General features: G+C 36.4%; 20 protein-coding genes. 18 read left to right on the forward strand and 2 right to left on the reverse strand.

Annotated features, from left to right (window positions below; all coding sequences use genetic code 11):
• Window positions 1–63: 63 nt before the first annotated feature.
• The 3 genes from GWK10_RS04335 to GWK10_RS04345 all read left to right on the forward strand — a co-directional run bounded on the left by GWK10_RS04335 (window position 64) and on the right by GWK10_RS04345 (window position 2234).
• The gene (locus GWK10_RS04335; RefSeq protein WP_164029697.1) at window positions 64–744 is read left to right on the forward strand and encodes a DUF2461 domain-containing protein; all 681 of its coding nucleotides are present in this window, start codon (window positions 64–66) and stop codon (window positions 742–744) included.
• A gap of 81 nt (window positions 745–825) precedes the next feature.
• The gene (locus GWK10_RS04340) at window positions 826–1494 is read left to right on the forward strand and encodes a SatD family protein (RefSeq protein ID WP_164029698.1); all 669 of its coding nucleotides are present in this window, start codon (window positions 826–828) and stop codon (window positions 1492–1494) included.
• 20 nt (window positions 1495–1514) lie between these two features.
• Window positions 1515–2234, forward strand: coding sequence for a DUF3307 domain-containing protein (locus tag GWK10_RS04345; RefSeq protein WP_164029699.1), 720 nt, complete (start codon window positions 1515–1517; stop codon window positions 2232–2234).
• Here the strand turns inward: GWK10_RS04345 and GWK10_RS04350 are convergent.
• Window positions 2211–2618: a glyoxalase gene (locus GWK10_RS04350; protein ID WP_164029700.1), complete on the reverse strand. Its 408-nt coding sequence runs from the start codon at window positions 2616–2618 to the stop codon at window positions 2211–2213. The genes GWK10_RS04345 and GWK10_RS04350 overlap by 24 nt on opposite strands.
• A 136-nt stretch (window positions 2619–2754) precedes the next feature.
• Here GWK10_RS04350 and GWK10_RS04355 point away from each other — a divergent pair, with 136 nt between their 5' ends.
• From GWK10_RS04355 to GWK10_RS04375, 5 genes are all read left to right on the forward strand, one after another.
• The gene (locus tag GWK10_RS04355) at window positions 2755–3651 is read left to right on the forward strand and encodes a DUF72 domain-containing protein (RefSeq protein WP_164029701.1); all 897 of its coding nucleotides are present in this window, start codon (window positions 2755–2757) and stop codon (window positions 3649–3651) included.
• Between the two features lie 207 nt (window positions 3652–3858).
• Window positions 3859–4284 (forward strand): MarR family winged helix-turn-helix transcriptional regulator, encoded by a 426-nt coding sequence (locus GWK10_RS04360; protein WP_164029702.1) that lies wholly within the window; start codon window positions 3859–3861, stop codon window positions 4282–4284.
• Between the two features lie 192 nt (window positions 4285–4476).
• The gene (locus tag GWK10_RS04365) at window positions 4477–5811 is read left to right on the forward strand and encodes an amidohydrolase family protein (protein ID WP_164029703.1); all 1335 of its coding nucleotides are present in this window, start codon (window positions 4477–4479) and stop codon (window positions 5809–5811) included.
• A gap of 662 nt (window positions 5812–6473) precedes the next feature.
• Window positions 6474–6632, forward strand: coding sequence for a hypothetical protein (locus tag GWK10_RS04370; protein WP_164029704.1), 159 nt, complete (start codon window positions 6474–6476; stop codon window positions 6630–6632).
• A 157-nt stretch (window positions 6633–6789) separates the two neighbouring features.
• Window positions 6790–7224, forward strand: a complete 435-nt coding sequence (locus GWK10_RS04375; RefSeq protein WP_204263086.1) for a MarR family winged helix-turn-helix transcriptional regulator — start codon at window positions 6790–6792, stop codon at window positions 7222–7224.
• A gap of 80 nt (window positions 7225–7304) precedes the next feature.
• On the opposite strand, the gene GWK10_RS04380 is transcribed toward GWK10_RS04375, so the two are convergent.
• The gene (locus GWK10_RS04380; RefSeq protein WP_164029706.1) at window positions 7305–8615 is read right to left on the reverse strand and encodes a dipeptidase; all 1311 of its coding nucleotides are present in this window, start codon (window positions 8613–8615) and stop codon (window positions 7305–7307) included.
• Between the two features lie 364 nt (window positions 8616–8979).
• Here GWK10_RS04380 and GWK10_RS04385 point away from each other — a divergent pair, with 364 nt between their 5' ends.
• The 10 genes from GWK10_RS04385 to GWK10_RS04430 all read left to right on the forward strand — a co-directional run bounded on the left by GWK10_RS04385 (window position 8980) and on the right by GWK10_RS04430 (window position 18864).
• On the forward strand, window positions 8980–9579 hold the full coding sequence (locus GWK10_RS04385) for a Crp/Fnr family transcriptional regulator (protein WP_164029707.1): 600 nt from the start codon (window positions 8980–8982) through the stop codon (window positions 9577–9579).
• Window positions 9580–9809: 230 nt separating this feature from the next.
• Window positions 9810–11624: an acyl-CoA dehydrogenase gene (locus GWK10_RS04390; RefSeq protein WP_164029708.1), complete on the forward strand. Its 1815-nt coding sequence runs from the start codon at window positions 9810–9812 to the stop codon at window positions 11622–11624.
• A gap of 63 nt (window positions 11625–11687) precedes the next feature.
• Window positions 11688–12461 carry an SDR family NAD(P)-dependent oxidoreductase gene (locus GWK10_RS04395; RefSeq protein WP_164029709.1) on the forward strand — a complete coding sequence of 258 codons (774 nt, stop codon included), beginning with the start codon at window positions 11688–11690 and terminating at the stop codon, window positions 12459–12461.
• Between the two features lie 86 nt (window positions 12462–12547).
• The gene (locus GWK10_RS04400; protein WP_164029710.1) at window positions 12548–13768 is read left to right on the forward strand and encodes an acyl-CoA dehydrogenase family protein; all 1221 of its coding nucleotides are present in this window, start codon (window positions 12548–12550) and stop codon (window positions 13766–13768) included.
• A 21-nt stretch (window positions 13769–13789) separates the two neighbouring features.
• Complete coding sequence (locus GWK10_RS04405; RefSeq protein ID WP_164029711.1) at window positions 13790–14848, forward strand: phosphotransferase family protein; 1059 nt, start codon at window positions 13790–13792, stop codon at window positions 14846–14848.
• On the forward strand, window positions 14849–15232 hold the full coding sequence (locus tag GWK10_RS04410; RefSeq protein WP_164029712.1) for a hypothetical protein: 384 nt from the start codon (window positions 14849–14851) through the stop codon (window positions 15230–15232).
• Window positions 15233–15240: 8 nt separating this feature from the next.
• A complete protein-coding gene (locus GWK10_RS04415; protein ID WP_164029713.1) occupies window positions 15241–15996 on the forward strand; it encodes an SDR family NAD(P)-dependent oxidoreductase in 756 nt (251 codons plus the stop codon).
• A gap of 55 nt (window positions 15997–16051) precedes the next feature.
• Complete coding sequence (locus GWK10_RS04420) at window positions 16052–16816, forward strand: enoyl-CoA hydratase/isomerase family protein (RefSeq protein ID WP_164029714.1); 765 nt, start codon at window positions 16052–16054, stop codon at window positions 16814–16816.
• Between the two features lie 62 nt (window positions 16817–16878).
• Window positions 16879–17883, forward strand: coding sequence for an NADP-dependent oxidoreductase (locus GWK10_RS04425; protein WP_164029715.1), 1005 nt, complete (start codon window positions 16879–16881; stop codon window positions 17881–17883).
• A 3-nt stretch (window positions 17884–17886) separates the two neighbouring features.
• Complete coding sequence (locus GWK10_RS04430) at window positions 17887–18864, forward strand: NADPH:quinone oxidoreductase family protein (protein ID WP_164029716.1); 978 nt, start codon at window positions 17887–17889, stop codon at window positions 18862–18864.
• Window positions 18865–18874: the final 10 nt, after the last annotated feature.

Here is an 18874-nt window from a genome sequence, read left to right on the forward strand (position 1 = left end):
GTGATAGTCGGATTAATTTTCGTATCATTTCATTTTGTATTTTCAAGTTTTCAAACCAGAAATATGAGTACGACCATACCAAAAAGCACCTTTACTTTTTTTAAAAAGCTAGAAAAGAATAATAACCGAGATTGGTTTAATGAGCATAAACCAGAGTTTAAGAACATTGAAAAAGATGTCAAGTTATTTTATAATTCTCTAATGGAAAAACTACGTTCTCATGATGATATTGAGGGAATGAAGATGTTTCGTATTTATCGTGATGTGCGATTCTCGAAGAATAAAGCGCCCTATAAAACACATTTTGGAGGAAGTTTTAAAAGGGCTACAGCAAGGTTAAGAGGGGGGTATTATTTGCATATTCAACCAGGTGAATCGTTTATAGCGACAGGTTTTTGGGAACCTAGTAAAGAAGATCTTTTTAGAATACGAAAAGAATTTGAAACGGACGATGAGGAAATACGAGCTATTCTGGATAATAAAAAGTTTAAATCTGTTTGGGGTAGTTTTGTTGGTGATGAATTAAAGACTGCACCAAAGGGATTTGATAAAGAGCACCCAGCGATAGACCTGATACGTAAAAAACAGTTTATTTTCACTAAACAATTTTCTGACAAAGAAGTCCTTGGAGATGATTTTGTTACTAAGGTCGATAATGCTTTTAAAGCAGTACGCCCATATTTTGATTATATGAGTGATGTGCTAACCACAGACCTGAATGGGGTATCATTATTAAAAGATTAAATATAAGTAAATTGGCTAATAATTTTAAATTATAAGTATTTATGCTTATATTTGGTTAATATTAGTAAAAAAGCTTATAAATTGAAACTTAAAAGTGCGGTAATAACCGCAGATATCATCAAATCATCTAGCTACGATCCTAAATCGTACGAGCTTATTATTAATCAACTTAAACAAGAAGCAAATCTTATAAAAAAAGATTTTGCTCCAACTTATGTTGAGTTCGAAATATCTCGAGGTGACAGCTTTCAATTGGTATTATATGATGCTAACAAGGCATTGCAAATTGCTTTGCGCTTTAAGGCCGCCATTAATAAAATCGTGTTATCTAATAAAAAGTCAAAATCATCTAGTAAGATTGTAGATATGCGTATGTCTATAGGTGTTGGTGCCATAGAGTACGAATCTAATATAGTTAGTGAGTCTAATGGCCCCGCATTTCACTACTCGGGCAGAGGCTTTGATAACTTAATGAAGCGAAACGATATCAAAACAATGGTACATACCGACAACACCAATGTTAATGATGAGTTTAAAACAAGTTTGAAATTACTAGATTACCTTATAGACAAATGGTCAATAGCATCAGCAGAGGTAGTGTATTACTTGCTACAAGGCTTAACCGAAACAAAAATCGCTGAACTTTTAGGTATTAGCCAAGCTGCGGTTAACCTTCGTAAAAAAGCTGCAGGTTGGGATGAAATCCAATCATTATTAAAACGATATGAGCAAGTTATAGATGCTCTTTAATAAATAGACACTATTAAAAAATGAATATTCTTTTACAATTACTACTAGCTCATGTCATCACAGATTTCGTTTTGCAATCTAAAAAGTTAGTAAACCACAAAAAAAAGCATAAGACTAAATCTTGGTTTTTGTACTTGCATTCGGCATTAGCGGGTTTTTTAAGCGTTTTATTTTTAATGGATTTTTCCTTTTGGTATATAGGGTTGATAATAGGAGTTACACATTTTTTTATTGATCTCTGGAAGTTGAATAAAGAGAAGGATAATCTAAAATACTTTTTGTTAGATCAGCTATTTCATATAATCATAATAGTATTGGCTTGGTTAGTGGTAGTAAATGGATTTAAGGATGTTTTTCCTTGGTTTAGAAGTGTATTGGCATCGTCTCAGATTATGGGAATTATTTTGGGATACATTCTTATTATTTTTCCTGTCGGATTTATTATTGGCAGAGCAACGCACCGCTGGCGAAAAGAAGTAGAAATTGATGGGGAGGAATCCAGCTTAGAAAAAGCAGGTCGTTATATCGGTATTTTCGAACGTATTTTGGTATTCACTTTTGTGATCACCAATCAGATTGCGGCAATTGGATTTCTAATCGCAGCTAAATCAATACTACGCTTTAGTAATAAAGAGGAGGTTAATGCCCGCAAGCAGACAGAATACGTATTGATAGGCACGCTTATGAGTTTTTCGATAACTATAGTAATCGGAATGTTAGTCGGCGAAATATCTTTCTAAGAGTTGCATATTACTTATTAGCCGCTCTTTTACCAAATTCATCATTCTCTTATTTATAGCCGATGAATTCTCGCAATATTTTTGGTATTCAATAATGGTGAATTGACCAATGACCATTCCTTTTAATGAGTTGCGAAACTTAATATCCTTTTGTACGGCGTTTTCTATGTATCGTATCTTTTCTTCATTAGATAAGTCGTAGAAAAGGTTTTTATGCTTCTTTACATAATTCTTAAAAACTTCAATAAATAGAGGTGATTGCAACTTAACGATCGGACGTAAGGTCTCATTTTGAAAACGCTCCCCTACACTCATATTTTCATAAATTTTTGCCGATAGTATTTCTGGTCGAATACGCATTATATCGTTTGGCCTGTCATCCATAATGAATCGTTTTGTTTAAAAGTACCTAAATAACGAGCTGACTTTAATCGGCTTCTGATTAGTTTTTAACGAGTTTATAAACACTATTGAATTGCAACGCTATTGTTGAATTAGTATTTTTAACCAAAGAACAATCATGAAATTTGGAAAAGTAGAAGATCCTTCGATTATTGATTTTAGTTTGCCGGAAGACCATCCGGACACAAAAAAATTACTGGCAACATACAAAAATGATAATGAGCTATCTGTTTATGTTGGCTGCGCAAAGTGGAATAGACAGGATCTGAAAGGGTTTTATCCGCGCGGGACAAAAGATGAGTTAGCATACTATTCAACACAATTTAACTGCATTGAGCTAAATGCCACTTTCTATCGAATATTTGGTGGTGATCAATTTGAAAAATGGAAATCGAAAGTGCCAGATGGATTTAAGTTTTTTCCAAAACTAAACCAGGAGATAAGCCATTGGAAACGATTGAATGAAGTTAAAGATCCGGTTCGAGAATGCATTGATGCTGCTATTCGGTTAGAAGATAGTCTTGGGACGCTTTTTCTTCAAATGAATAATAATTTCACACCAAAAGATATTGATCGGGTTGATACTTTTGTAAAAGAATGGCCCAAAAATATTCCGTTGGCTATCGAGTTTCGCCACACGAAGTGGTTTAGCGAGTCCGAAATAGCCGAACATATTTATCAATTGCTAGAAGAGCATAATATTGCTAATGTTTTAGTAGATTCTGCAGGGAGGAGAGATATAATGCATATGCGACTAACCAATAATGAGGCTTTCATACGTTATGTTGGTGCTAACCACCCTTCTGACTATTCTAGATTAGATGATTGGGTCGATAGGCTAGAGGTGTGGGTTAATCAGGGTCTTAGTAATATTCATTTTTTTATTCATCAAAATATAGAAAAGGAATCTCCTTTATTGGGCAGTTATTTCATTGAGAAAATGAATGATCGATTTAATCTTAATCTGCTTATACCAGAATCACCTAATAAACCGCCAACCAATCTTTTTAGTTGATGGCGACGAGTTTTCATATAAAATAACAGAAAACACTTAGGACTTTAGAAGGCAATTTTTCAATATGCGACACTCGTAAAAGTGTCGTTTTTTTTATGGAATTAACTCGAAAAATAATTTCATGAGAGTTTAGATTTTTAAATTTGTTTAACACAAATTTTGTTATACACAGATATTTTTATACATTTGATCTAAACTTTACCTATTATGACCCCTAAATCTGACCATCAATTAGCTGATGATATTGTAAATACTGGCAATTGGATTCAAGCTAAAATCACCAATCACTTAAGAAATTATGGGCTTACCTATATTCAATACAATACTTTAAATGTGTTGCATAGAGTGGGAGAGCGGCCTATGAATGTAGGAGAGTTAAAACAGAAGATTTCGTATGGTAATGCAGATGTTACTCGATTGGTGGATCGTCTTATTTCTAAAAAACTTGTAGAGCGAGATTTATCAGTTACAAACCGACGTCAAATGGAAATAAAGCTTTCCGACAGAGGTCAAGAGGTAATCACGCGTATTAACAAAGAGGTAAAGCAACTTGTAAATGTACTTTTTGAAAGTTTGCAGAACAATGAGATGCCACCCTCAGCCAAAACTCTAATGAAAAAAATAAGACAATGATACTTTATAACCTTTTTCTAGTAGCTATGCTTATTTTAAGTGCAGCACTTCTTGTAAAACAAATAAAACAGTGGCGGGATTGATCCCAAATCTTTGCTCGTCATAACCAAGAACTAATGTAGCTTGTTAGTTTCTAGTTGTCAAGCGTTCGTGTAAATCTGCTTATATTTAAGCATATTTACTTGGACGCTTATGTTTTTTAGATGTTTCTCCTTTCTCGTATTTCTTTTAGTTACTACCACCTTATCATCGCAACAAATTAAAGCTCTAGTAGGCGGAACCTTAATTGACGGTTTCGGGTCGACACCCATAGAAAACAGTGTTATTATTATTAAGAATGAGATTATTGTAGCTGTTGGTAATGTAGATTCTGTTAAGATTCCGGATAATGCAGAGGTTATTTCCACTGAAGGGATGTCCGTGTTACCAGGCCTATGGGATATGCATGTACACTTAATGATCAATGGACATAGTGATTATACGTACTGGGATAAAACGTATCCTCCTTTGTTTGAGGATGTGATAATGCCGTCATCGGCATATCAACTACTAATGGCAGGAGTAACTTCCGCAAGAGATCTAGGGGCTCCTTTAAAGGAAAGTATTGCCGTTCGTGATGCTATTAATAAAGGAGAAATTCCTGGGCCTACCATGTATATGTCGGGGCCGTTTATCCAGAAAAAGCCTTACCCCGGTACTGAAGATTTCCGTTGGGGAGTTAATGGAGCCAAGGATGCGAGGGCGAAAGTAAAGAAGCTTGCTGATGCAGGTGTTGATTGTATTAAGTTAATTGATCAAGATCAAATGACGATGGATGAGATTAAAGCGGTTGTTGACGAGGCTCATGCAAATAATCTTACCGTTGTAGCTCATGGTCACAGACCAGAAGAGATTGTTAGAGGGCTTGCGGCTGGTGTCGATTGTTTTGAGCATACAGGTTTGTCATCATCTCCTGAATATCCGCGAAGAGTAATGGAGGCATTAAAAGAGCGCACGGCTCAAATGAACTTAGGGCCATTATTCTGGACACCGACAATAGAAGGTTTATATAACTATGAATATACAAGAGATCACCCAGAAAAGTTAGATGGGGATTCATGGCATCTGGGTTTGCCAGATTCAATAATAACGGATATAAAGAATTCAATTAAACATCCCGATCGCTTGCCCTATTTTCAAATAACACCCATTAGAAAGCCGACGTTAAAACAAAAGTTTAAACAGTTACAAGAGGCTGGGGTAGTACTTTTAATTGGAACAGATAGCGGTATTCCAATGAAATTCCATTCGCAATCGACTTGGAATGAACTTGATGTTTGGGTGAATGAATTAGGTGTTGACCCAATGGCTGCCATAAAAGCAGCCACCTATTGGCCGTCGGTTATAATGAATGTTGATGACAAAGTTGGAACAATAAGTGAAGGAAAGTACGCAGATATTATTGCTGTAAAAGGAGATGTACTTCGATATATTAGTTTACTTCAAGATGTCGACATGGTCATAAAACATGGCAAAAGGTATAGGTAATTCTGCATTCCGATTCTACAAGTTTTTAAGTGTTTTTTGTCGTATGTAATTTCCGACGTTCTGCTAGCTTTTATCGGTTAATAACATGTTGATAACTCTGTAAGCCTAGTGTTTATAAGGGTTTTCAGAGGTGTCTTTTTTGTTAAAATGGCATTTGAAAAATGCAAAATTGAGTTTTTCAACGAAAATAGAGACGTTTTCATCTAAATGTTGGAGACAAATTTTGTAGGAGACATTTTATCAGATATGTTTGACCTGTGTTTGCAACAAAAGTTATTTAAACTAATACTTTAAGAAACTAACTTTAAATAGCTGCAAAACAAAAACAAACTAAAACCCTAAATCAAACATAATGCCCTACCTACAACTATTACTTAATAATATGCTTGCGCTATTGTTATTTGCTGCTTTCTCTTTTGTATTGTATGCAGCCGTGCTGATTTTTACAAGAGAGTTGTCTAAAGCATTTAAGAAGTGTTCCAAAAACTTTGCTGTGAATTCAATCAATGACCTTTCTATTTTAGGAAGAACTTTGATCACACGGTTAGACCCAACCATTTAACCTGTGTATTACCAATCTTAACCAGTGCTGTTATAGAATGGTGGAACATCCCCAATCGTTTCACCATTCTTTTTCAAAAATCTAACTTAACCTAAACCAAATGCGAATAAAAAAATTACTCGCACTAGTATCGCTTACCGTAGTTGCCCTGCTATTGTTCGCTTCTTGTGCTCCCGACAGTATAGCTGATAGCTATACACCAAAAACTGAAAAATCGTTATCGAGTGAATTTCAACCGAAGCCACCTAAATTCGGTTGAGTCATTCATTAAATTAAAACTTTAATATTTTATTTTAAATAATTTTAAATCAGTTAATTACAATTTTAAAACACATTTCACCTAAAAATTAATTCCTTTTATCCAATTGTTTGCCACAAATTTTGTAGCTAACGATAAAAGTTAGTACGTTTAAGCTATGGAACACAACATGCCCCAAAAAATTGAAGAACAGCTTGCCTCGCACATCATGCGAACAGGAAGCTATATCGAAGCGAAGATCGTAGATCATTTAAAGAAGTACGGTCTTACAATGACTCAATATAACATTCTTGAAATGTTATATAAATCGAACCCAACCCCAATGTCAGTGGGTGGTATTAAAAAGCGAATACCACATACCAATTCTGATATTACTAGGTTGATTGATCGATTAGTAAAGAAACGATTGGTAAAAAGAACCTTATCAATCGATAATAGAAGAAAAATGGATGTGGTTTTATCGAAATCTGGTTACGAATTGATTAAGAAGTTAATTCCCGAGATAAAGTCAATAATGACCAAGCTTTATAAAACCAACATAAGTGCTTCAGAAGCGAAGAAAATGATGGAAGTACTAGAAAGCATCCGCTAAAAATAAATCCCCCAACTTAACCTAATGTAGAGGATGGTAAGTGAACCCCAAATCAACTTACCATCCTTTTTTTATTTTATCTAGCTAGCAGATTCAGCTTGAATCTTTTGTGCGACCTCTTGTGCTTCATCTAGAACTCTCAATAAATTACCAGACCAAAGCTTTTCTATTTGGGCCTCAGTATAGCCGCGTTTTACAAGTTCATAAGTCACATTGAATGTCTCCGAAGCATCTTCCCATCCTTTAATTCCACCTCCACCATCAAAATCAGAGCTTATTCCAACATGATCAATCCCAATTAACTTCACCATATAGTCAATATGGTTCACAAAATCTTTGACACTAACGGCCTCAGGTGCATCGGTACTATTCGCTACTTTTTCCTCTGCAATAGATCTCACTTTTGGATAATACCCAATAAAAGCCGCTTTGGCATCTTCATCTAGAGTTCTGAACGTTTTCCAATCGTACCATTTTACATTCATGCTATCGGCAACTTTGTTGTACAAAGCAGTCATATAGTCATTTCTAGTATTGTGTTTTTCGGTATTTAAATAAGAACTGAATGCCACTGTTTGAACAACACCACCATTTTCTTTCATCCACATTAGCTGCTCGTCATCAAGATTTCTGCTGTGATCACATAATGCACGAGCTGATGAATGCGAGGCAATAATAGGTGCTTTTGAAAGCTCGATCATTTGCTTCATCGCTTCTTTAGATGGGTGAGAAACATCGATCATCATTCCTAATCGGTTCATTTCAGCAATTACTTCTTTTCCCAAGTCGCTTAAGCCATTATGCAACCATTCATCATTTTCTTCTCCTGTGTTAGAATCGGATAATTGAGAGTGCCCATTATGCGCTAATGACATATAACGTGCGCCTAGATCATAGAATTTTTCTACATTTTTGATATCATTCCCTACAGGATATCCGTTTTCAATACCAATCATGGCTACTTTTTTACCAGATTTGTGAATTGCGCGTACCTCTTCAGAGTTTACCGCAAGTCCTATCTTGTCAGGTGCGATTTCTTTTGTTAAAGCGTGTATTGCGTTAAACTTATCCATCGCATTTTTATGTGCTTTTTCAAAACCTTCGACCGTTAATGTATCTTGGCCTGTATACACAATAAACCAAGCAACATCTAGTCCGCCTTCGATCATTTTTGGTAATGTAACTTGAGTGTCAAGATCTTGCGTATAGTTTAGACTGTCGGTAAAATTATTAACATTAATGTCGTCATGGGTATCTAAGGTGATCACATTTTGATGGATTTGTTTGGCTTTCGCCATTAAATCTTCTTCAGGATTGCTGTTTTCTTGCTTTTTATCGTTTTTACACGCAATTCCTAGAATTGCGAAAAGTAAAATTGCTATTTTTTTCATCTGCTGATTAGTTTTGAAATGGAAAGTTAAGGAATAATTCTGCTATAGAAACGAACTCATAAATCTGGTTAATAACTAAGCAATTAAGAGGAACAAAATGATTTGGATTTATCTCAGAAATTATAAACCTTTGAAAATGTAACCCCCCACACTAAAAACAATGTCATATACACCTTACAAAGATTATTTGGGCAACCCGCTTTACCTCGAAGTTAGTTTTACAGAAATGTGCTATAATTTCGAGAAATCACTACTTGATTTGCTTGATCAAAATGGAATAGCAGTGGAAACTGTTTAGAGATTTTACTACTCATAGCTTTTAATAATATCGTATTTTAGAGATCGTAAAGAAAGGCATTATTCTATGATGCCTTTTTACTCGTTTTATTTGGATAGTCTAAAAAGAAAAATACGGTCGTACACTAAAGTCTCTGATGAAGACCTGACTTATGGGCTTCAATTTTATAAAGAACGAACTTTCAAAAAAGGAGAGTTTATAATTAAGCCAAGTCAGTACGTAAATTACTTTTATTTTTTAGAAAAAGGATGTGTATGCTATTATACTGAGGATGATCTCGGTTTACATGTAATGGAATTTTTCACTGATAATACGTTTTTTACCGATTTGTATGCCTACATCGAAGGTGTTCCTGCTGAAAATTACATTAAGGCTACAGAAAACTGTACCGTTAAAATGATTTTAAAAAAAGATGTTTTAAAATCGTACAACTACTCGCATGATTTAGAGCGTTTTGGAAGAATCTCGATGCAAGAAGCCTTCGTTAAGATTTTTCAAAAAACTAACGACTTAAAAACATTGAGTAATCAGGAACGGTATATTAAATTGTTAAATAAACGTCCTGATTTATTTCAGCGTGTCCCTCAGTATTTAATTGCGTCTTATCTAGGTCTTACCCCAGTCGGTTTGTCAAAAATTAGAAAAAGACTAACGGAGCAATCATAGATTGTATGAAGATTGTTAGTTTGTTATTCCACCATTTGGTCATTGTATTTTAGAGCTCATAAAAATCCAATTGTACAAATCCCAAATCCCAAAAGCGAAAATTCTTGGAATTTGGTGCTTGATTTTTGAATTTTTCATTCTCGCATTTATTAAACCTGTTTAATGAGAATCCGGCAAAATATTCTTTACTTTATTGTTCAGATTTTATTAATCAACAAAACAGTTTAGTTATGGCATCTACGTATATCGATATGGAGACTTTAAAGTTCCTCCTACATAAAGTTCATGATTTAGAAAGTGTATTAAAAAATGATCGTTTTGAAGATCATGATAAAGAGTCGTTAGATATGTTTCTAGACTCAGTGAAAGAGTTTTCCGATCGGGAGTTATTCCCTTATTTTAAGGAGATGGATGAAACTCCAGCCCACCACAAAGATGGTACTGTTATCGTTCACAAGCAGGTTGATGTAATGATGAAAAAAGGTGGTGAAATGGGATTAATTGCTGCTCCTTTTGATTATGAAGCAGGCGGATTACAAATCCCATTTATGGTGCATACTGCTGCCACTTATATTCAAGATGCCGCAAATAATCACTTACCAGGATATGCCGGATTAACACAAGGAGCCGCTGAGCTTATTGTGCATTTTGCAAATAAAGAATTAAATGATGCCTATGTCCCTAATATGCTTAGTGGGCAATGGGGTGGTACGATGTGTTTGACAGAGCCACAAGCTGGAAGTTCTTTATCTGATATTGTTACCAAGGCAACGCCTACGGATGACGGGCATTACAAATTAAATGGACAGAAAATTTTTATTTCTGGAGGAGATTATCAGTATGTTGAAAATGTGGTTCATTTAGTTTTGGCAAGAATTGAAGGTGCTCCCGCTGGTACAAAAGGAATTTCCTTGTTTGTTGTTCCTAAACATAGAATAAAGGAAAATGGCGACTTAGAGTTTAATGACGTTACTACAGTTGCTGATTTCCAGAAAATGGGACAAAAAGGATATTGCACGACTCACTTAGGTTTTGGTGATGCGGATGATTGTAAAGGTTGGTTAGTTGGTGAGGCAAATCAAGGTCTTAAATATATGTTCATGATGATGAACGGCGCTCGAATAGGAGTAGGTCGCGGTGCAGCTGCTATTGCAATGGCAGCTTATCAGGCTTCATTACAGTATGCAAACGAAAGACCTCAGGGGCGGAAGTTGCAGAGTTCAGGTAAGAAAAATCCAGAAGAAGGACAAAGTCTGATTATAGAACATCCTGATGTTCGGAGAATGCTACTACTTCAAAAATCGATTGCTGAAGGATCCATTAGTTTAATTCTTTTGGCGTCACGATACCAGGATATTTTAGAATCTTCTAAAGATGAAGAAGAAAAGAAAAAGGCAAAATTATTATTGGAAATTCTAATTCCAATGGTGAAAACGTTCCCATCTGAGGCTGGGGCACAAAGTGTCAATACAGGGCTTCAGGTTTTGGGTGGTTATGGTTTTTGCGAGGACTTCATCTTGCAACAATATTATCGTGATATCCGAATTTTCTCAATATACGAAGGGACAACAGGGATTCAATCTCAAGATTTATTGGGTCGTAAAGTTCCCATGGAAAATGGAAAAGCGCTTCAATTGTTATCTTCAGAAATCATGGAAACAATTGGTAAAGCAAGCAATCATAATGATTTAGCACCTTATGCTAAAAAGCTAGGAGGAAAACTAAAACTAGCGCAAGAGGTAATTGGTTCATTAATGCAGTACGCCCAGAAAGGAAACTATGAACGCTATTTGGCAGATGCTAATTTGTTTATGGAATTCTTAAGTCACATTACAATCAGTTGGTTGTGGTTAGATATGGCAACACATGCTAAGGTAAGTCTTGTTTCTGGTGACAAAACACATTCTGAAGAGTTTTATGAAAGCAAAATTCATGCGATGAAATTCTATTTTAAATACGAGTTAACCAAAACCACAAGTTTGGCGGAAACACTAATGGATTCAGAAACACTAACTGTTAAAACGGATCAGGAAGTATTTATTTAGTGTTAGCAGCTAGATAAAGCGACCATTAAACTCAATCGTATTATACAAAACCAACTTATATAAATGAATATAAAAGAACAGTTAGACTTAAACGGAAAAGTTGCCATCGTAACTGGATCTAGCAAGGGGATAGGCCTAGCCATTGCCAAAGGATTAGCTGAGAATGGTGCCAATGTTGTAATTAGTAGTAGAGATCAGGAAGCTTGTGATAAAGTTGCGGCTGAGCTTACTAATTCAGGTTTAAAAGCAATTGGAATTGCCTGCCATATCGGTAAAGAAGATCAACGTAAAGCGTTGGTTGATAAAACGATCAGTGCGTTGGGCGGAATCGATATTTTAGTCAATAATGCAGCAATCAATCCCGTTTTTGGTCCAATTGAAGATGCAGATGAAGCTGTCTTTAATAAGATAATGGATGTAAATGTGAAGGCGCCTTGGACGCTTTCAAATCTAGTATTACCAAGTATGCAAGAACGCAAAGGTGGTAGCATTATCAATATAGCGTCGGTTGAAGCATTAACTCCAGGAATGGGACTAGGTTTATATAGTACAAGTAAAGCTGCCTTGCTTATGCTTACTAAAAATCAGGCTAAGGAATGGGGCAAGTATGGAATTCGTGCCAATGCATTATGCCCAGGTTTGATTAAAACTAAATTTAGTCAAGCGCTTTGGTCAAATGAAAAAATATTACAGAAAGTAGAAAGAGCATTGCCGACAGGAAGAATGGGAATGCCGGAAGAAATGGAAGGTATGGTTTGCCTATTGGCCTCCGATGCCGGAGCTTATATGACGGGCGGCGTTTACACTGCTGATGGCGGTTATATGATCGCTGGTTAAGGTGGATTATCCAGAGTAAGTAGTCTCCCCTTGAGGGAAGATTTAGAGGGGTGTTTCTCTCAATTTCAAAATAATAAGATTGCATAATGAACTTCGAATATTCAGATAAGTCAAAAGAATTACAAGCTAAACTCAAAGCTTTTATGGAAGAACATATTCTTCCTGTTGAACAAGAGGTATATGAGTTTAATGCCAACCCTGAGACTTATTGGAAGCACTGGCCAGGAATGGATGCTCTGAAACAGAAGGCGAAGGAAGCTGGTTTGTGGAATTTATTTCTACCAAAGTCTTATGGAGACTTAAGTCCGGGACTTACCAATTTAGAATATGCTTCTCTAGCTGAAATCATGGGTAGAGTGTTATGGTCGTCCGAAGTTTTTAATTGTAGTGCTCCTGATACTGGAAACATGGAGGTGCTTGCAAAATATGGCACGAAATCACAGCAAAAACGGTGGTTAGAACCTTTGATGAACGGCGATATACGTTCTGCTTTCTTAATGACAGAACCAGAAGTAGCATCTTCTGACGCAACCAATATTGAAACCTCAATAAAATTGGATGGAGATCATTATGTAATTAATGGTCGTAAATGGTGGTCTTCCGGTGGAATGAATCCTGCTTGTGAGATTGCCATCGTAATGGGGAAAACCGATTTTGATGCCTCTAGGCACAAACAACAAAGTATGATTTTGGTTCCTATGGATTCGCCTGGAGTAAATATAATTCGGCCCTTGTCAGTATTCGGGTTTTATGATTCACCTGAGGGTCATGCTGAAATTGTATTAGATAATGTTAGGGTACCAAAAGAGAACTTGTTGCTAGGTGAAGGACGTGGATTTGAAATTGCCCAAGGACGTTTAGGTCCCGGACGTATTCATCATTGTATGCGTTTATGTGGAATGGCGCAACGTTCTTTAGAGCTAATGTCCAAACGAGCAGCAGAGCGAATAGCTTTCGGAAAAACTTTTATGGATTTTAGTAGTATTCGTCAAGAAATTGCACAGTCGAAATGTGATGTAGAACAGGCAAGACTTTTGACCTTATCCGCTGCAGATAAAATGGATAAAACTGGAAATAAGGATGCAAAGGATTTAATTGCAATGATCAAAATAGTGGCGCCTAACATGGCATTAAAAGTTATCGATAGGGCTATTCAAATTCATGGAGGAAAAGGAGTAGGCCCCGATACACCATTGGCTCATTATTTTGTCGCCGCACGAATGCTTCGTTTAGCTGATGGCCCGGACGAAGTACATATGTATCAACTGGGAAAAAGTGTAATTAAACAATATGCTTCACCAAAATAAAAACCAATCACCAAAATCTAAATGTCCAATCAACAAGTACGCAAAGGAGAAGAACTGAATGAGCAAAATCTTAAGCAATTTCTTCTTGAAAATGAGATCATCAATGATGTTAAAAACGATCTAGGAGTAAAGCAGTTCACTCATGGTTTTTCTAATTTAACCTATTTATTATCTGTTGAGAGCAAGGAGTATGTTTTGAGAAGACCTCCTTTTGGAGCTATCAAGCGTGGTCATGATATGGGACGCGAGTATAAAGTGCAAAGCGGATTAAATTCGGTGTTTTCGAAAGTTCCAAAGATGTATGCGTATACCGAGGATGAAAATGTGATTGGATCATCTTTCTACATTATGGAAAAAGTAGAAGGAATTATTTTAAGCTATCAGCAAGCAAAAAAACTAAATATTCCAAAAGAAGATTTTAGCACCATTTCAGATTCATGGATGAATACATTTGTTGAATTGCATCAAGTTGATTATAATCGAGCTGGTTTAGAGGATTTAGGAAAACCTGAGGGCTATGTTGAGCGTCAAGTGCTAAACTGGGGTAAACAATACTTGAAAGCGGCTACTGACGATGTTCCAGCTGCAGAAAAAGTAATGCAATGGATGCAAGACAATCAACCTACAGAATTTGATCACAGTTTGATACATAATGACTATAAATATGATAATGTCGTGTTTGCTGATGATAGTTGGAAAGAAGTAAGTGCCATTCTCGATTGGGAAATGGCAACCTTGGGAGATCCTTTAATGGATCTAGGGACTTCATTGGGCTATTGGACAATGGCCAGCGATCATGATTTTGTAAAACAAGGTATTCCATCACCAACTGTTTTTGAGGGTAACCCAAGTCGTAGTCAAGTTGTAGAAATGTACGCTCAAAAAAGCGGGAAACCGATTAACAATATTGTTTTTTATTATGTCTACGGACTTTTTAAGATAGCAGTTATAGCCCAGCAAATATATTATCGCTATAAATATGGTTATACGACTGATCCTCGTTTTGCTAACCTGAATAAGGCCGCTGAGTTGTGCTGTAACTTGGCACTTAAATCAATACAAACGAACAAAATAGATTAAATGAATAAAGAACATTATCTCGATCCTAGTCCAGAAGCGATTCAACAGCTGGCTGCGCTTCCAAACGATCAACCACTGCATATGCTTAATTACTTAAAGTATAATGAAGTTATGGACGATTCAGGTAAAACAGGAAGAGTACTGTATAAAGAGTATATGCAAGAGGCGTTGCCTTTTTTTGAAAAAGTAAATGCGAAAATTGTGTTTAAAGGAATACCGAGTATTCAAGTTATCGGCCCCAACAATGACGAATTGTGGGATGAGATATTGATAGTAAGCTATGCAAGTAAAAAGGATTTCTTAGCCATGGTAACTATGGAAGGGTATCCCGCTCATTTAAGAAGCAAAGCATTGAAAGATTCAAGATTGATATTTTGTAAATAAGAAAATATATGGAAGTAAAAGATAAAGCAGTTATTGTAACTGGCTCTGGTTCTGGTATAGGAGCCGCAACTGCAAAACATTTTGCAAATCATGGTGCTCATGTTGTCGTATCGGATTATACTTTGGAAAAAGCACAGACCGTTGCTGATGAAATTACAAAGGCAGGAGGCAAAGCTATCGCAATAAAAGCCAATGTGGCGAAATGGGATGAAGTCGAAAATTTAATCAAGGAAACAGTGAATCGATTTGATAAGCTGGATGTTTTGGTAAACAATGCTGGTATAGGCCCTAAAAATTTAGCTAGAGTAGCAGATTCAACTTTAGAGGATTGGGATCGCGTGATTGCCGTTAACCAAACAGGTGTGTTCTACGGAATGAAAGCTGCTTTACAACAAATGACAAAGCAAGGGCATGGAAATATTGTGAATATAGCTTCCTTAGCTGGATTAAAAGCTTCGCCTAATAACATTTCTTATAGTGCTAGCAAATTTGCAGTAGTTGGTATGACTAAGTCTGCGGCAATGGAATATGCAACCAAAAATGTAAGAGTGAACGCTGTATGTCCTGGATACACGGAATCATCTTTACTCAACTATCTACGCTCGGCAAGAGAAGATATGGATACCATATTAAAGAGTGTTATTCCAATGAATCGTTATGGTAAACCAGAAGAAATAGCTGATGCCATTGTTTGGTTAGCTTCTGATAATACAAAGTTTATTACAGGACAAACAATAACATTGGATGGTGGTACATCGCTTTAATTTAATAAATATGTCTGGTCGAGCGGAGTCGAGACCTTTATAAATGTTGTAATCAATGAACACAATCAATATAGATAAAAAGGAGAATTACGCAATAGTGCAATTATCCCGTGGTAAAGTAAATGCAATTAATCATGAAATGGTTAATGAACTATTGAGAGCATTTACAGATTTGGATAATGACCAAGAGGTAAAAGGAATTATCCTAACCGGTACACCTCATTTCTTTTCGGCGGGTCTTGATGTCATTGAGTTATATGGTTATAATGAAGAGCAGATCGAAGCATTTTTTACCGCATTTGGTCAGTTACATATTCAAATGGCGACATTCAAAAAACCGCTAGTTTGCGCATTAACAGGATATTCGCCTGCAGGAGGTTGCGTTTTTGCAATTACAGCCGATTATCGAATCATGGCCGATGGCGAGAAATATACTATCGGATTAAATGAGGTAGCTGTAAACATTCAGATATCAAATAACTTGATTAAAGCCTATGCTTACTGGATTGGTTATGGGAAAGCGCACGAAGCTATCTTAGACGGTAAGCTTTTCAATGTACAAGAAGCACTTGATTGTGGACTTGTCAATAAAATAGTTCCGTTAGAAAATGTCATGCCAGCGGCAGAGAAACAAATGAAAAAGTACCTTAAAGCTAACGAAACTATTTTCAAAAATACCAAACAAAAACTTCGTAAAAGCTGGATTGAATCCTTAGAAATGGATGGTAGTAAGGACCTTGGCGAAGCAATTAATCTTTGGTGGAGTCCAGAAATAAGAAGTAAAATGAAAGCTTTCGTTGAAAGTCTTCAAAAAAAGTAGTTTCCCTTGAGGGGAGGTTTAGAGGGATGTTCTCTCATAAATAACATTATAAAACCAAGAAAATGAATAAACAACTTATATTCAAGAAGAGACCAGTAGGAATGCCAGATGCAGATACATGGCAATTAGAAACAAACCCTATTCCTGACCCCGCCGATGGAGAAGTGTTGATTCAACATCACTATGTTTCGTTAGATCCTGCGATGCGAGGTTGGATGAACGATTCGAAATCGTATATCGAGCCTGTTCAAATAGGCGATGTGATGCGATCTGGTTCAATAGGAGTAGTTGTAAAATCGAATAACCATCGAACTTTTAAAGAAGGAGACGTCTTAACTGGTTGGGGCGGTGTGCAGCAGTATGCTGTTACTAATGGTGATAACTGGTATAAGGTAGATACGAACCTAGCTCCAATGCCTATGTATATTGGTACGTTAGGTATGCCGGGCATGACTGCATATTTTGGAATTCTTCAAGAAGGAAAAATTAAAGAAGGTGATATTGTTTTGGTTTCTGGAGCAGCAGGTGCGGTAGGAAGTATTGTAGGGCAAATTGCAAAGATCAAAGGATGTAGGGTTATTGGCATTGCCGGTGGACCAGAAAAATGCAAATATATTATTGATGAACTTGGTTTTGACGGAGCTATTGATTACAAATCAGAAAATTTGGCAACAGCATTAAAAAGAGAGTGTCCAAAAGGAATTGATGTTTATTTTGATAATGTTGGAGGTGAAATTTTAGATACGGCATTAACGAGACTTCGCACTAGAGCTAGGGTCGTTATTTGTGGAGCCATTTCACAATACAACAATAAAACGGCTGTAAAAGGACCAAGTAATTATCTTTCATTATTGGTAAATCGAGCAAGTATGCAAGGCATGGTGGTAATGGATTATGCAAAAGATTACGGTAAAGCCGCTCAAGAAATGGGTATGTGGATGATGCAAGGCAAACTTAAAAGCAAGGAAGATATCTATGAAGGTATTGAGAATTTCCATGAAACTTTTATGCGACTATTTAGTGGAGAAAAAATGGGAAAATTAGTGCTTAAGGTAAAAGAGGATTAAAGAATGAAAGCGATTGTTTGTAAACAATTTGGCCCGCCTTCTAGTCTGGTTTTGGAAGATGTAGAAAGCCCTTCACCAAAACCAAAAGAAGTACTAGTAAGCGTTAAAGCTTGTGGTGTTAACTTTCCTGATACGTTAATTATTCAAGGTTTATATCAATTTAAACCAGAACTACCATTTACTCCAGGTAGCGATATTGCAGGAGTGGTAGAGTCGGTTGGAGAAGGGGTGATGCATGTCAAATCTGGTGATGAAGTATTTGGATTTGTAATGAATGGCGGTTTTGCAGAGGAAGTAATTGTTCCGGCTAATGCCTGTTTTGCCAAACCACCCCAAATGGATTTCCCAATAGCCGCTTCTTTTATGATGGCTTACGGAACTTCTTATCACGCTTTAAAAGACCGAGCAAATCTCCAAAAGCATGAAACCCTATTGGTCTTAGGCGCCTCTGGAGGCGTTGGATTAGCAGCTGTTGAGTTAGGTAAGCTCATGGGAGCGAAAGTGATTGCTGCAGCATCGTCACAAGAGAAATTATCGCTTTGTAAAGAATATGGTGCCGATGAAGTGATCAACTATAATGAGGAGGATTTAAAAAGTAGAATAAAAGAACTAACAGATGGAAAAGGAGTCGATGTCGTCTATGATCCCGTTGGAGGTGCGTATTCAGAACCTGCTATTCGTGGTATGGCGTGGGAGGGCCGATATCTAGTGGTTGGTTTCGCCGCTGGTGATATTCCAAAAGTACCTTTAAACTTAGCACTACTAAAAGGTTGTGCTATCATTGGTGTTTTCTGGGGAAGCTTTGCAATGAAAACTCCCAAAAAAAACATGCAAAATACCATGGAATTGATGATGTGGTATGCACAAGGAAAACTTAAACCCCATATTCACAATATTTATCCATTAGTCGATGCGCCGAAAGCATTAGAAGAGATGATGAATAGAAAAGTTAAGGGAAAAGTTGTAATAGGAATTGATTAAAAATAGAATT

Origin of the sequence: Spongiivirga citrea, from assembly GCF_010671565.1 — a bacterium.
Lineage (GTDB): Bacteria > Bacteroidota > Bacteroidia > Flavobacteriales > Flavobacteriaceae > Spongiivirga > Spongiivirga citrea.

Excerpts from the sequence above, each read along its gene's own strand:
- GWK10_RS04415 (WP_164029713.1), top strand. The coding sequence starts at position 15,241 with ATGGAAGTAAAAGATAAAGCAGTTATTGTAACTGGCTCTGGTTCTGGT.
- GWK10_RS04410 (WP_164029712.1), top strand. The coding sequence starts at position 14,849 with ATGAATAAAGAACATTATCTCGATCCTAGTCCAGAAGCGATTCAACAG.
- GWK10_RS04405 (WP_164029711.1), top strand. The coding sequence starts at position 13,790 with ATGTCCAATCAACAAGTACGCAAAGGAGAAGAACTGAATGAGCAAAAT.
- GWK10_RS04365 (WP_164029703.1), top strand. The coding sequence starts at position 4,477 with ATGTTTTTTAGATGTTTCTCCTTTCTCGTATTTCTTTTAGTTACTACC.
- GWK10_RS04390 (WP_164029708.1), top strand. The coding sequence starts at position 9,810 with ATGGCATCTACGTATATCGATATGGAGACTTTAAAGTTCCTCCTACAT.
- GWK10_RS04355 (WP_164029701.1), top strand. The coding sequence starts at position 2,755 with ATGAAATTTGGAAAAGTAGAAGATCCTTCGATTATTGATTTTAGTTTG.
- GWK10_RS04425 (WP_164029715.1), top strand. The coding sequence starts at position 16,879 with ATGAATAAACAACTTATATTCAAGAAGAGACCAGTAGGAATGCCAGAT.
- GWK10_RS04430 (WP_164029716.1), top strand. The coding sequence starts at position 17,887 with ATGAAAGCGATTGTTTGTAAACAATTTGGCCCGCCTTCTAGTCTGGTT.
- GWK10_RS04385 (WP_164029707.1), top strand. The coding sequence starts at position 8,980 with ATGATGCCTTTTTACTCGTTTTATTTGGATAGTCTAAAAAGAAAAATA.
- GWK10_RS04360 (WP_164029702.1), top strand. The coding sequence starts at position 3,859 with ATGACCCCTAAATCTGACCATCAATTAGCTGATGATATTGTAAATACT.
- GWK10_RS04380 (WP_164029706.1), bottom strand. The coding sequence starts at position 8,615 with ATGAAAAAAATAGCAATTTTACTTTTCGCAATTCTAGGAATTGCGTGT.
- GWK10_RS04345 (WP_164029699.1), top strand. The coding sequence starts at position 1,515 with ATGAATATTCTTTTACAATTACTACTAGCTCATGTCATCACAGATTTC.
- GWK10_RS04395 (WP_164029709.1), top strand. The coding sequence starts at position 11,688 with ATGAATATAAAAGAACAGTTAGACTTAAACGGAAAAGTTGCCATCGTA.
- GWK10_RS04375 (WP_204263086.1), top strand. The coding sequence starts at position 6,790 with ATGGAACACAACATGCCCCAAAAAATTGAAGAACAGCTTGCCTCGCAC.
- GWK10_RS04400 (WP_164029710.1), top strand. The coding sequence starts at position 12,548 with ATGAACTTCGAATATTCAGATAAGTCAAAAGAATTACAAGCTAAACTC.
- GWK10_RS04370 (WP_164029704.1), top strand. The coding sequence starts at position 6,474 with ATGCGAATAAAAAAATTACTCGCACTAGTATCGCTTACCGTAGTTGCC.
- GWK10_RS04420 (WP_164029714.1), top strand. The coding sequence starts at position 16,052 with ATGAACACAATCAATATAGATAAAAAGGAGAATTACGCAATAGTGCAA.
- GWK10_RS04335 (WP_164029697.1), top strand. The coding sequence starts at position 64 with ATGAGTACGACCATACCAAAAAGCACCTTTACTTTTTTTAAAAAGCTA.
- GWK10_RS04350 (WP_164029700.1), bottom strand. The coding sequence starts at position 2,618 with ATGGATGACAGGCCAAACGATATAATGCGTATTCGACCAGAAATACTA.